Consider the following 12,777-nt stretch of genomic DNA (forward strand, 5'->3'; position numbering starts at 1 on the left):
CGTACGCGCATCATGCTGCTATCCGATGTTCGTAGTACGGCCGCTCGCGGTCATCGAGAATTGTGTCCTGAGCCGCCAGATCGGACGGATTCGGATTGAGCCACGCGTCGAGGTTCTCCGGCTTGATCGGGATGATGCAGCGATCGTGACCGGCAGCCGCGATTTCTGGCGGCGGCTCGTCAGTGATCGCGGCAAAAGACCAAAGGTCAGGCTCACCCGGTATCGTTGTGCGCGACCACAGGCAGGCCACCAGCATTTGCTGCGGCGGACTCGGATCGAATTGCAAAACGAGATTCTTTCCGTTTTGTTCAACGTTCTCGTAGAAACGATTGACGACCATGATGCCGTGATGATGGCCGAACAACTTCCCCCACACCCGTCGCAGGTTGCCTCGCCGGGCATTGTATGTTCCCGGTTTTTCCTTCTCCATCTGCTCGGTCCAGCCAGGTAACCGGCAGCGATAACGCATCGGGACAACCACGCGGCGGCCGTCCTGAATAATCATGATTGGGGCATACCAGCCAGGATAGATCCGCGAATCGGCATCCTTCAAGGAAGTGCGCTTCAGGTCGGCCAGCCGACGGACCGTGGCGTCGATCTTCTCGGTCGCGATCCGCTTGCTTTCGGCGGCCGCTTTTGTTGTCTTCGTTTCCAGACTGCGCTCTGCGTCAGCGAGTCGCGCGCGTTGCCTGAAAAGCTCCTGTTCGAGCTTCGTCGTCCGAAGCGTATTGTTTTCGGCAATCAGCGCCTGGATGCGGCGCTCATCATCGGTCTGGGGGGCCGAAAACGCCGCCTCCATTGCCATTGGGGCTTTCAGATCCCGACCGCCGTGTTCCCAGTACAACTCCGCGAACTCGCGAAGACTCATGGCAGCGCCGAACATCTTTACGTACTTCCGGTAGTCCGCCTCAATCTGGGCCGAATAGCACATGAAAACCTCCATTGAATCTTCCAATGATAGTGCGCGATGGAACGGGCGAAGTTCGCGAGCGCCGGCAGTGCCCGGAACGGTTGCGCCATAGTGGTCCAGGTCTCGCCGGAAGTGACGGCCACTGCCCAGGTTGGCGGCCACGCGGAAAATCGATGGAGCCGCGCTGGCAAACGGATTCGGCGTGTCGAGTTTAACGTGGGATTGAACCACGCCCAGTCCGCCGGGAGAAAGGAGCACGAATTGGCGGCTGTCCGTCAACGTGCTCGAACTGCAGCACAAGCACAGGGGTGTGCCAAGGTGTAGTGTCTGAAAGATGCGCGCGGTTACAGGTCAATACCATTGAGGGTGCATCGGCTGGCGTTGTTTTGATGATGTTCCTGGATGAGTGGGGGGGCGGCGTTATGGGCATCGAAATCAAGGTTCTACAGCACGGTGATGAGTACATCCTCACGAACGTCGCAGCAGAGGTATTCGACAATCCTGTGGATGCGGAATTGACCAGGGAATTTCTTGGGGACCCCCGTCATCACATTGCTGTTGCGATCGACAATGGGGTGGTCGTCGGCTTTGCCTCTGGCGTTCACTATATCCACCCGGACAAACCGGCGGAGATGTGGATCAACGAGGTTGCGCTTGCGCCGACGCATCGACATCGCGGACTGGGCAAGGCCGTGCTGGAGGCCCTTTTTGAACTGGGCCGGACCAGAAACTGTACGGTCGCCTGGGTCCTGACCCATCAAAATAACGTGGCCGCCAGAGCACTCTACTCATCGGTCGGTGGGACCGAAGGGGTGGACGATTCGGGACCCGCCAATGCCATGGTGGGATACTCGTTTGCCCTCGCGGGCGCATCCCGACGTTGACCGTCAAATCAGGACACAGTCTGCGCGCGTGCTCAGGTGCGGGCTGTTTGTCAGTCTCATGAAGGAGCATTCAGCATGTTGAGCTATCCTGCCGCCTATCAATCCACCAAGGGTTCCGCGCTTGATGTCGATAAGGCGTTCTATCAACGCGTCGCCTCACAGCACGACACCCGCACGCTGGTCGAATCGATCGTCGTGCCGGTCCGCTCGGGTCAGGCGCGGACCGTGCTGGCCGGTCAAGTGTTTCGCATCGTGACGATCGAAGGTCCGCAGGTGGCCGACCTGAATATGTGGAGCCTGCACAATCCGCGCGAGCGCATGTGGGCTTCGCGCACGCGCCAGTTGCAGCAGGCGCACGTGAGCACGTTCGACCGTCTGTGGTCGACGCTGCCGTTCCTGCGCCCGATGGTGACGATCACGGATGACAGCCTCGCCGGATACGGCGTCGACTTGCATGGCGGCCGCGTCCACGATCTGCTCGGCACGCGCTGCGATCCCTACGTGAACCGGATGCTGACGGGCGAGGATTTCCATTTTCACTGCCATTCCAACCTCACACGCGCGATCGCTCCGTACGGATTGACCGAATACGACGTGCACGACGTACTCAACGTCTTCCAGTGCACTGGCCTGAATCTGGAAGACAAATATTTCATGAAAGCATGCCCGGCAAAGAAGGGCGACTACCTGGAATTCTTCGCTGAGATCGACTTACTGTGCGCGCTGTCGACGTGTCCGGGCGGCGATCTCTCGTTGCCAATGTGGGGGCCAGACGCGCGCGATCCACTGGAGGTGTGCCGACCACTCGGCATCGAGATTTACCGGCTTGCACCGCAGATGCTGGATGGCTGGGCGCCGCCGGCCGTCGCTGCGTACAAGGGGCTGCATGGAATGACGCTGCAGCAGCCAGAATGGAAATGAGGTTGATCGGCCCGCGCCTGATATCGCTGTCTGTTTCGGAGTTACGTGGGGACGAAGCCGAAGACAGCGGCACGCCAGATGTCATCATCGTGCGCGCCCGCTCGGGCTCGATGAAGAACGAAATGCGCGGGCAGCGGGAAAAGATCGGGCTCGGGCAAGACGGTAAGCGGCAAGGCGTTCGGCGTTCTCAACAGAACGGGCGCGAGCGGTGACCGGCACGGTTACTTTCGCAAGGGCGGGCAGGAGTTGCCCGTGTTGTGGTTCATAGTCGGTGTTAGCGAGGCTATTTGACATAAGATAAATTATCAACATACCCGGTGTAGCGGCTTTATGTAAATGTCGTGTTCTAGCCAGATAGAAATGTCGTGTTTTTGAACGCTGGCATGCTGGTCGGCCCGTTGCGAGATTTCGGAGTCGGCCATGTGTCCAGCCACACTGGTGACATTGAACATGCGAGAACTCGACCGACTGAAGGTGATCCAGGCCGCGGTGGACACGGGACTGAAGCCCGGCCGAGCGGCCGAACGGCTGGGCCTGACCGTGCGTCAGGTTGAGCGGCTGACGGTGCGCTATCGCAGCCAAGGCGCTTCGGGACTGCTGTCACGGCATCGTGGACACCCGAACAACTACCAGTTGGCAGACGGCCTCGCCGACGAACAATAGCCCCCCCTTGTTGACAGACCGCTTGCGACCCGTTGCACTCTTTGAATGCCGTACTGTGTCAAAGGCCGGTCAAAGCAACGCGACTCACGACTGGGTCGCCGGGATATCGACGGAAGTCAGGGGGCGTCGTGCCCCACAGGCGCATGGTTTTGCGACGACAACGTTCACCCTGAGTCCGCCGTGAACGCCGCCTGACAATCACCACAATCGCAGACGGCGTATCGTGTTCGATCATTCCTTGCTGGACTTTGCTGCGGCTTGCTCGATCAGTTTCGCCACTTCGGCCGGATGCGAAATGTAGGCCACGTGACTCGAGTTGATCTCGACGGTCGTGCTTCTGGCGCGCTTCGTCATGAAGCGTTCGAGATCGGGATTGATCGCGCGGTCTGCCGTCGCCACGACTGCCCAACTCGGCTTCGTTTTCCATGCCGGGTTTGTGATCGGCACGCCAAACGACTGGGCGGCCGGTATCACCTGCGAGATCGCCATGAACTTCGCTTCGGCGGCGGGTACGTCGGCGGCAAAATCCGTATGGAACTGGGCCTGGTCGAGATACAGGTAGCCGTCTGCGGTTGCCTTGATCGCCTTGGTCGCGGGCGGCGTTTTTTTTGTCAGATCCATCGGGCTTTCGCCAGCATCGGGCTGAAACGCAGCCACATAAACCAGGCCGGCCACCTTCGCGTCGTTGCCGGCCTCGGTCACCACCGCGCCACCGTAGCTGTGGCCGACGAGGATGCTCGGGCCGTCCTGCGCATCGACCACTCGCGTGGTCGCCTTCACGTCATCTTCGAACGACGTCTCCGGCTCTTGCACGACGGAGACCTTGTAGCCGTCGCGCGTCAGGATTTTCGACACCGCCTGCCAGCCCGAGCCATCGGCGAAAAAGCCATGCACCAAGACGATGTTCTTGACGGGTGCAGCAACCGCTGCGTGTGATGCCAAGGCCGCGGCGGAGAGAGCGATTACGGCGGCGACACGGCTTATATATGAGGAAGTCTTCATTTTTCATGCTCCAAAAAGTTGGATAACTAGAGATGTCGACTCAGGGCATTTCCCTCGTCTATGTAGCCATCCTACTAGTAGGATGGCTAAAATGCAAGAAAATCTTGAAAGCTGGAAATCGGTGCCCGCTCCGCGTAGACTGTCGGAATTCAACCGACTAGATGGTAGGCAAAATGACAGCAACTGGGGACGTAACGGCGAACCGGATCATTGAAGCGGGACGGCAACTTCTCATACGTCGCGGCTATAGCGGGTTTAGCTATGCCGACGTCGCCGACGCAATCAACATTCGTAAGGCGAGCATTCATCACCACTTTCCCTCGAAAACAGATCTCGTGATCGCGGTGTTGAAAGAGTGGCGGGCAGTGTTTGACGCCGACATGGCGGCACTTCAGGCGAGCGGTGCCGCCCCCCTTGCGCAGTTGCGCGCCTACGTCGCCCATTGGGAACGCTGCATTGCGGACGATAGCGCTCCGTTCTGCGTTGCCGGCATGCTCGGTGTCGAACTTCCGTCGCTGCCCGAGGAAGTGGCGAGTGAGGTGAAACCGTTTTTCGACAACCTCACTGCGTGGCTTGAGCAGGTGCTCGAGTCGGGCGCGAAAAACGACCTCGTCAAACTGGGTTCGTCGGTTCAAACCGAGGCCGCAACGTTCGTGTCAGTGGTCTACGGTGCCATGCTTGCAGCGCGGGCTTATGGCGGCGTCGCGCTCTTTAAGGACGTCACCGAAGGCGCAGTCGAAAGACTTGTGAAAACGCGCAGGCGAACCCGTTCCGCCTGAAGTACGCGGTGCCACGCACTGGCGTGCGTTCATCACCTCCTGATTGAGAGCGCTTGTTGACATCAGCGAAGGTCGATGAAGCGACGTTCATCCTTGTCAATCGAACGGCTGTTTAGTGGGGCGGTGCCGACGTCTGAGCATCTGTGCATCGCGACCGGCGAACGTCTCTTCCTGGCCGATTCGGAAGTTCGGCTGGCACCTGTCGATCATCCACCCAACCTCGGCGCGAACTTCCCTTCCCGCCCTTGAAGGGATGCTCGATTTTGCGGGAAGCAACCGTTCAAAATTCTAGGCTGCGACCATATCTGCTCGTTTGATTTTGTCCCAGCACCTGAGCCAGTCCTAATAGCCATCCCAGCTGCTCGAAAACACCAATGGGCCTGGAAATATCGACCGACATTCTTGATCACGGTTGATATCTTTCGGAGAGAGGTCGGATCCGCAGCGCGACTTTGAATGTCCGGTGACAAAGTCGCGCTGTTGGATTTACACGGTCTTGGCGGCCGAAGCCGGGTGCAGCGCAAACATTATGTACCGCTCGTTGGCTGCTGCTGGCGATTTGCCACGGACGTTGAACATCCACTGCCTGCGGGCGTGGAAGGAGTGCCAGGAACACCATCCAGATTCACTCCGACGACGCGATAGCATGACTTTGACTGTCCGGTCGTATCGACCCAGCCGCCTCCTGCATCGCTCGTGCAATTCTGGCACGGCGTCGTCCAGCTTCCGTTCGCCTGCTGCATCTGCACCGAGTAAGTGGGGGAACCTGCTGCACCTTCAAACTCGACATGTCCGCCGTCAGTGGATGTAATCGCCGGAGATCCCACGAATTCATGCGAAGGCGCAACGCTAAATCCATTCATTGCGTAACCGTGTTTGCGCAGCATTTGAGCTCGCTGGGCCATGTCTGCGGCGGTATTGGAGAGCGTGGTAATGCCCGTGTAATACAGCGCCCACCAGTTGCCGTCTTCGGTCGATTCGCAATTCGGTTGGCATCCTTCATTGGCGGGGATCGGCAGCCAGCCCTGTCCGCTTGCATGCGATACCAATGCCCAGAAATTGTCGCCCGCAATATTGGAATCGGAAGCGACGCTATCCAAAAATGTCTGCAGGGCCGCAGTGGTCTGGTAATCGGTCTGGTCCCAGCCGTATTCAATCATGGCGTAAACCTTGCCGGCGTCGGCGACTTGCGCAGCTATTGTATGAACCTGAGGTGTATTGCCAGTAACCTTCGCGTTCGCCGCTGAAGGCGTCCAGTGCGGATACCATTCGCTCGCAAAAATATCGACATTGGATGCGCTGAGTACAGACGATGCCGGACTGGCTGCTCCGTTCTGGCTGATGTCGATAAACAGTTGCTTGTTGCTGATGGATTTGAAATAGGTCGATACGTTGTTCAACCACGCCGTCATTTGTGCGTCGGATACCGCGGGAGGGACGACCACGCCGGAGGGTGTAAAAGTTATGGCACTAAGATCGAGATTGAGATTATTACCATCTACCCATCCGAGGAAGGTTGGATCATCCTTATATGCAAGCCCTGTCAGCGGATTGACGTGGGTCAGTATCGCCTGCATATGTTGCTTGTAATCATCTATCAAATTCGGATCGGTTAGAAATGCCGCCGCGCAGCTGGAATTGGATATGTTACGCCACGTGCAATACCAATTGTAGGACTCACCTGCTCCAGTCCCGCCCGCGTCACCATCGAATTCGCCGATCAGCTTTATTCCATACTTACGCGCCTCGGCAACCACCATATCCATGTGCGCGAACGCGGCATCGTTGAACACGCCTTGAGCTGGTTCAATACACAGCGGACATCCGACCGTATCGCCGAGTGTCTGCGCACGGATCACGGTTGCGCCCATTTCATGCGCGGTCGCGAGCGCATCGTCCACCTCGTATTGCGTCGGATAGCTATAGCTCCCAACAGGTATCGACGTCGACGGTGCGGGCCCATAGTTCTTCAACCCCAGATACTCAACGTTCGCGCCCGAGAACCGAAAATTCTGTCCTGCCACCAACAATTGCGAGCCGCGCCGCGCCGCGTCACGAATGAATTCGCATACTGCGCAGCGCTGACGCCAGGCACATTCGATCGTTGAGCGGCAGTGCCGGCTGTATCGGCAGGGGATGAATCTAAAGATGAGCCACCGCACGCAGCAAGCAAGACGAGAATCGCTCCGGCGCCCACGTACTTGATTGCTCGCACTGGGCTTCCTATGACAGATTCAAGTGCAATCGTTGGCATACTGTATCTCCTTCAGAATTATCGTCATTTATTTATTACGTACTACTTATTGTGATGGAAACTTCGTGTCATATCCAACCAGTAGGCCGCCGCTTTCACCTCTTCCGCGCTGTCGATGTTTGGACTACGGAAGGGAATTTTCCAGTCCGCGTCCGGGGCGCCAAATCTAGGTCGCCACCACGAAAAGCGCCCCAACCATAGCGCCAGCAACGCGCCGACCAAGGGTCTCTTAATGAGGATCTACTGACAACGAGTAGTTTCACTAATTTTTAGTTTGTTTAGCTAAACAAAAGCCTTGATTACCTGCCTGCTTGTTTAATTCTTGATGCTGAATGTATCCATGGTCCCCGGACCTGCATTTACAGTTCCCGGGTGGACAGCCACAAGCACCCAATTCCTGTCTCCAGAACGTCTGACACCGGCCGAGCGTCGCCCCGCCCCACTTCGCCGCTGCAAAAGCGATTTTCTGTGCTTCCGTCGGATCGTCGGACAGAATGTGGTCAATCAACGTGCGCTCTGGGACAACGACCCAGCGACTGGTCCAATAGCGCTTTTTCTCAATCGCACGCCGAGAAAGTACTTCGTAATGTAGTTCGCCAGATAAGCCGCGAAAGTCGAGTTGATCCGCATCTACGGAACCACGCAACTTACAGTTGATTACAAGTGTTCGGGGTTACCGGCGCGCGCCGTTCGTACAATCGAAGCATTCAGGTGGACTTCGGGATAGCGAAAATGAAAACAGCGCAATGGATTGCTGCCAGCCTCGTGGCACTTGCGTCCGTGTCAGCCCTTGCGGCAGCGGGTGGCAATGGAGGCGGAAACGGCGGAAGCGGCGGAGCGGGAGGCAGCGGAGGTGCCGGACACGGTGGTCTGGGCGGCAACGCGGGCGGCATGTCGGCCGGCCACATGAGCAGCAAGGGCGTCAGCAATACCAATGGCTTTAGTTCAGCCGACCGCGATGCTGGCCTTGCCCGCGCGGCGGATCGATCGGACACGCAGGCAGACCGTTCCGACGCGCAAACGAGCCGTCAGAATCTTCATGCGGCTCAAACAGATCACGCGCGTTCACACTCGCATGCGCGGGTGAGCGCGAAGCTCCACCACAGCCAGCACTTCGCAATCAGCCATTCGACTTGATAGAACACAGAGGGCGCTCGCAGGCGCCCCCTGTGGTCCATTTTCTTCTCGTCAGCAATTCCCCTTTTTCGCCTGTCCCGGCGGACAGAAGCCGTTGCCCGGACCACCCTGGGGCCCGCCTTGCGGCACGACAACCACGCCTGGCGAATCGGGCACATACAGCGCACATCCGCCCAACAAGGCGGCACCGGCCATCAAAAGACAGAAGATTTTTTTCATGAGGATCCCCGAGAAAGGGCTTGCGCCCTTCCCTCGTCGTGTGGTCATCAGTTAGAAACTGAAGTTGACGTTGGCCTGATCGGATGTCGATACATTGACTGCGGACGACTGGGTCGCCCCGCTCACGTTATCGGCTTCTGCGGTGTACTGGCCGGCGGCACTTGCGACCGGCGACAGCGCGACCGGCAGGCTTCCCGTGTAGGTGCCGGTCAATGGCGCAGCCGCGGGCAGATTCAGCGCGTAGTTACCGGTATCCAGATTGGCGTTCGCGCTGGTGATTTCGTAGTTAAGGCCACTGATCGATTGCAGTGCCCGAACGATGGCTTGCGCACTGACAGGCAGAACTGTTCCGCTTGCGACGTGCATCACGGAAGCCGGCAGCGCGATCGGTGCCGACGACGTGGCCACGACTGTCGATGTATTCACAACGACTGGCACCGAGCGCACGATACCCGTTGCAACGTTATTCTGCACGATGACGACATCGTAGTTGCCGTTGGTTGAACTCTGCTCGAGCGGCGTCAGCACGAACTGTCCGTTACTGTCGGCAACGGTGCCCTTGATGACCTGGCCGTTCTGCTCCGCATAAACGGCAGCTCCGGCTTCGGCCGGCGCGACGTAGCCGGAGATCGTGCCGCTCACGACTGTCGGCGTCGCGGTCACGACCGGCTTCAGACTGTACGAGCCGTTACCTTTCTGGACGATCGATTTGCACGCGTTGAAGTCGAGTACGAGATCGACCAGCGTGTCGGGTTGAACCGTGAACGGCCGGATGATCTTGTAGCCGCTTTGTGTGGCGCTTGGCGTGTCGAGCGGCTGTTCGCTGCCTCCAGTCGGAACAATCGAATTTGCCAGCGTATTGCCCTGATTCTGCGCGAGCACCAGACGAACCTGCTGATACTGGCCGGCGGGCAACGCGGTTTGTCCCAGGTCGGCCAGCACGCCGTTGGTCAGCGACAGCAGGTCGATCTTCTGCGGGCTCGACAATGCCACGTCGGTCCAGCCGCTGTCAGTGTCAGCAGCCTGCGCGTTCGTGTTGACACGAACCTTGCTGACCGTCACATATACGTGATCGAAACCGCATGACGGGGAGTCTGTCATCTGGACATGGAGCGTGCCGGTGGCAGTGCTGCTGCCACCTCCGCCTCCGCCTCCACATGCCGCAAGCGCGAGCGGCAACGCCAGCACGCCCGTCAGCGTTTTAAGTATCGTTTTCATGGCGAATCCTCCTTCATTGTTGTGTGCTGAAGAATACGGAAACGCCCTGTAAGTAGATCGAGTAAATTGCAACGATCAGTAACCTAAGTCTTTAACATGTTCTGTCATGCCGGGAGAAACTCTGGCCGCCAGCTTGCATGTGATGCGGTGTGGATTTCTGGAGCGGCGAGTTACCGGCCTTAACGAGGCGACTGATAGCCGACGCAATTGTCAATCCGCGGGATTTGGTCTAGGGTTGTAGTAGCTCTTCGTTACATAACAAAAACGAACGCTGCGAGGGAAGCCATGGTCACGTTATTCGACCTCGAAATCGCACATCTTGCGCGTGTGATGGGCGCATCAATGATCGGGGATCTCGCGGGACCGATTCTGCCCGCCACCTACTGGCGCGAGCGGCTTCATCACCTGCTCGATGCACAGCACCTGACCAATGCGCAATTGCGCTCGCTGGACAGCCTGCTGCTGCAACTGGATGAACTCGAAGCCCGGGCCGCGAATAATACCGGGACCCTGGTCACTGACCGCATGGGCCAACGGGGCTGATCATCTGAATGGAGAAGTGCGGAGATTTACTCCACTGCCTGAGGCTCACTGTTTAACTCGTTCGTGTATCACAGCCTCGTCCAGCCACAGCATCCTGCGGCAGACGGTGTCGATCTCGGCGGGGGATTTCTGTTGATCGCGATTCCCGTCCTGTTCATTTTGTTGCCGCTACGACACTTCAGAATGGCCTTCACATGGATTGCGGAGGCCAAATTGTAATGTCCGTTTTCGCGGTAATACGACCTCGGAATCCAGCAAGAACATTGGCGCCTCAATCAAAGAAAACCCACAACGTTCCGGTTCAGCGGCGACGCGGCAGCGCCGTCCGCTGCAACCGCTTGTTAGACGTCATTGTGCCCTTGGCGCCGGAGTACAACATGGGTGGCTTTCTCCGACGCAACGAACTGAACGCATTCGTATCCCAGAGCGCGTACGTCAATCCCCTCGAACAGTCGCTCTCCCCCACCCAGCAGGACCGGCGAGATAGCGACGTGCAGCTCATCGATGAGGCCCGCACGAAGATATTGCTGGATAGTGTTAGCGCCGCCGCCAATGCGCACATCCATTCCGTTGGCTGCCTCGCGCGCCCGGTCAAGCGCCTCGTGAATACCGCCCGTGACGAAGTAGAATGTCGTTCCGCCTTCCATCTGGATCGGCGGGCGCGCGTGATGAGTCAAGATGAAAGTTGGAACGTGATAGGGTGGGTTGTCCCCCCACCAGCCTTTCCAGTTCATGTCGGGCCACGAACCGCGAATCGGCGCGAACATGTTTCTTCCGAGAATCCAGGCGCCAACATTCTTGAAGCCCCGCGCAGCGAAGTCGTCATCGATCCCCGTTGTGCCACCATCGGCGCCAAACAGGGTCCGTTGGAACGTGCGTGTCGGGACTAACCACTGGTGCAAATCTGTCCCGCCCACGCCGAGCGGATTACTCATGTCCTGATTCGGACCAGCTCCGTATCCGTCAAGCGAGATGGTAAAGCCATTAACTCGGACGCGTGTCATTTTCATGCCCTCCTTTCGATCGACGCCTAACGTAATGTCAACCGCAAGACTTGCGACTTATATCAGTCACTGCGGTATACATTGGCCATAAGAATCCTAAAAAATGCCTTACCAGCTTGGTCTTCAGCGTTCATTGTAAAAATTCAGCTAAAAGAACGCCCGTGAAACCCCGCACTCAACAACGCGTAATCCGGCAGTAGTATTGCAATGAAATATGCCGCCTGCCAATCAAAAGTTGCGATACGGCATCGAATAGGTCCGATGCGGGAATGTCGCAAAATGGCCGCACGGAGCCCAACGACGACCGGCTCAGGACGTGAAGCCGCCCTTCGGACTTCTGGCACCGCATGGGCCTCTTCGAGCTTTAGCTGCCGTCCAACGAGGTGTTGTCATTCCCCGGTGACTGGATTGTTCAAAGCGACACTGACTTGTCTCATTCCGTGCGCTGCATTATGCTTTGGCACATGAACCGATCCCACATCAACTCGATTATTAACGCCGCGACAGTCTCGGCGGGATAGCTATTGAGTTGACAATACGCAATCACAACCCGCCCAGAAGGCGGGTTTTTGCTTTCTGGGCCCAAATTGGAGCGCCTGGAAATGACGAGTGAGAGCAGGTTTCCTGACAGTGTTGGATCTTTTAACACAGCCACTCTCCATATGGTCTGTGGCAAAATTGCCTCGGGCAAGTCCACGCTAACGGCTCGTCTGGTGAATTCTCAGCGGATGGTCCTGATCAGCGAAGACGTATGGATCGCGCGTCTTTATCCGGGTGAAATTCATACACTGGCCGACTATGTGCGCTACGCGGGACGCCTCAAGACGCTCATCACCGAGCACATTCAATCGCTCCTCTCGGCAGGGATATCAGTGGTACTGGACTTCCCATTTAACACGACAAACACTCGTGCATGGGGGCACTCCTTGTTTCAAGCCGCCGGCTGCGAACATCAGCTTCACTATCTGGATGTGAGCGATGAGACTTGCAAATCCAGGCTAAGGGCGAGAAACGCGTCAGGCGAGCATCCGTTCCAGACGTCCGACGCTCAGTATGAACTGATCACTCGCTATTTCGTCCCGCCCGTGCCAAGCGAAGGATTCAACATCACGGTGTACGACGAGACAGGGAATGTCCGTTGCCGGAGCGCGCAAGACACTGGATTGTCCAGATAGAAACAAATCCCGATGGCTGCTGCTGGCCGGACAGCGACCGACTGACGGTTGATCGCCATCCGGCGGCC

At 57.7% G+C, this 12,777-nt stretch carries 14 protein-coding genes; 8 read left to right on the plus strand and 6 right to left on the minus strand.

From position 1 onward, the window contains the following. Window positions 1–10: 10 nt before the first annotated feature. The gene (locus KHO23_RS07850) at window positions 11–931 is read right to left on the minus strand and encodes an SOS response-associated peptidase family protein (protein ID WP_211610784.1); all 921 of its coding nucleotides are present in this window, start codon (window positions 929–931) and stop codon (window positions 11–13) included. A gap of 368 nt (window positions 932–1,299) precedes the next feature. Here KHO23_RS07850 and KHO23_RS07855 point away from each other — a divergent pair, with 368 nt between their 5' ends. The 4 genes from KHO23_RS07855 (at window position 1,300) to KHO23_RS07870 (ending at window position 3,378) form a co-directional block, all read left to right on the plus strand. Then, window positions 1,300–1,794 carry a GNAT family N-acetyltransferase gene (locus tag KHO23_RS07855; protein WP_211610453.1) on the plus strand — a complete coding sequence of 165 codons (495 nt, stop codon included), beginning with the start codon at window positions 1,300–1,302 and terminating at the stop codon, window positions 1,792–1,794. Window positions 1,795–1,869: 75 nt separating this feature from the next. After that, window positions 1,870–2,715: an urea carboxylase-associated family protein gene (locus KHO23_RS07860; RefSeq protein ID WP_211610454.1), complete on the plus strand. Its 846-nt coding sequence runs from the start codon at window positions 1,870–1,872 to the stop codon at window positions 2,713–2,715. Between the two features lie 2 nt (window positions 2,716–2,717). Continuing rightward, window positions 2,718–2,927: a hypothetical protein gene (locus KHO23_RS07865; RefSeq protein WP_211610455.1), complete on the plus strand. Its 210-nt coding sequence runs from the start codon at window positions 2,718–2,720 to the stop codon at window positions 2,925–2,927. Between the two features lie 208 nt (window positions 2,928–3,135). Beyond that, on the plus strand, window positions 3,136–3,378 hold the full coding sequence (locus KHO23_RS07870) for a helix-turn-helix domain-containing protein (RefSeq protein ID WP_328821951.1): 243 nt from the start codon (window positions 3,136–3,138) through the stop codon (window positions 3,376–3,378). 231 nt (window positions 3,379–3,609) lie between these two features. On the opposite strand, the gene KHO23_RS07875 is transcribed toward KHO23_RS07870, so the two are convergent. Continuing rightward, window positions 3,610–4,380, minus strand: a complete 771-nt coding sequence (locus tag KHO23_RS07875; RefSeq protein WP_211610456.1) for an alpha/beta hydrolase — start codon at window positions 4,378–4,380, stop codon at window positions 3,610–3,612. A gap of 173 nt (window positions 4,381–4,553) precedes the next feature. Here KHO23_RS07875 and KHO23_RS07880 point away from each other — a divergent pair, with 173 nt between their 5' ends. Beyond that, on the plus strand, window positions 4,554–5,159 hold the full coding sequence (locus tag KHO23_RS07880; RefSeq protein ID WP_211610457.1) for a TetR/AcrR family transcriptional regulator: 606 nt from the start codon (window positions 4,554–4,556) through the stop codon (window positions 5,157–5,159). A gap of 527 nt (window positions 5,160–5,686) precedes the next feature. On the opposite strand, the gene KHO23_RS07885 is transcribed toward KHO23_RS07880, so the two are convergent. Further along, window positions 5,687–7,060, minus strand: a complete 1,374-nt coding sequence (locus tag KHO23_RS07885; protein WP_211610458.1) for a glycoside hydrolase 5 family protein — start codon at window positions 7,058–7,060, stop codon at window positions 5,687–5,689. Between the two features lie 1,085 nt (window positions 7,061–8,145). Between KHO23_RS07885 and KHO23_RS34970 the strand changes: the two genes are divergently transcribed. Continuing rightward, window positions 8,146–8,550, plus strand: a complete 405-nt coding sequence (locus KHO23_RS34970) for a hypothetical protein (RefSeq protein WP_236066743.1) — start codon at window positions 8,146–8,148, stop codon at window positions 8,548–8,550. A gap of 51 nt (window positions 8,551–8,601) precedes the next feature. Here the strand turns inward: KHO23_RS34970 and KHO23_RS07890 are convergent, their stop codons facing one another. After that, window positions 8,602–8,769 carry a hypothetical protein gene (locus tag KHO23_RS07890; RefSeq protein WP_211610459.1) on the minus strand — a complete coding sequence of 56 codons (168 nt, stop codon included), beginning with the start codon at window positions 8,767–8,769 and terminating at the stop codon, window positions 8,602–8,604. Window positions 8,770–8,820: 51 nt separating this feature from the next. Beyond that, window positions 8,821–9,987, minus strand: coding sequence for a DUF4382 domain-containing protein (locus tag KHO23_RS07895; RefSeq protein WP_211610460.1), 1,167 nt, complete (start codon window positions 9,985–9,987; stop codon window positions 8,821–8,823). 285 nt (window positions 9,988–10,272) lie between these two features. Between KHO23_RS07895 and KHO23_RS07900 the strand changes: the two genes are divergently transcribed. Next, window positions 10,273–10,530: a hypothetical protein gene (locus KHO23_RS07900; RefSeq protein ID WP_211610461.1), complete on the plus strand. Its 258-nt coding sequence runs from the start codon at window positions 10,273–10,275 to the stop codon at window positions 10,528–10,530. 341 nt (window positions 10,531–10,871) lie between these two features. Here the strand turns inward: KHO23_RS07900 and KHO23_RS07905 are convergent, their stop codons facing one another. Further along, window positions 10,872–11,534 carry a dihydrofolate reductase family protein gene (locus KHO23_RS07905; protein ID WP_211610785.1) on the minus strand — a complete coding sequence of 221 codons (663 nt, stop codon included), beginning with the start codon at window positions 11,532–11,534 and terminating at the stop codon, window positions 10,872–10,874. Between the two features lie 602 nt (window positions 11,535–12,136). Between KHO23_RS07905 and KHO23_RS07910 the strand changes: the two genes are divergently transcribed. Further along, on the plus strand, window positions 12,137–12,709 hold the full coding sequence (locus KHO23_RS07910; RefSeq protein WP_211610462.1) for an AAA family ATPase: 573 nt from the start codon (window positions 12,137–12,139) through the stop codon (window positions 12,707–12,709). Window positions 12,710–12,777 lie beyond the last annotated feature (68 nt).

Source organism: Paraburkholderia haematera (genome assembly GCF_905220975.1).
GTDB classification, from domain to species: domain Bacteria; phylum Pseudomonadota; class Gammaproteobacteria; order Burkholderiales; family Burkholderiaceae; genus Paraburkholderia; species Paraburkholderia haematera.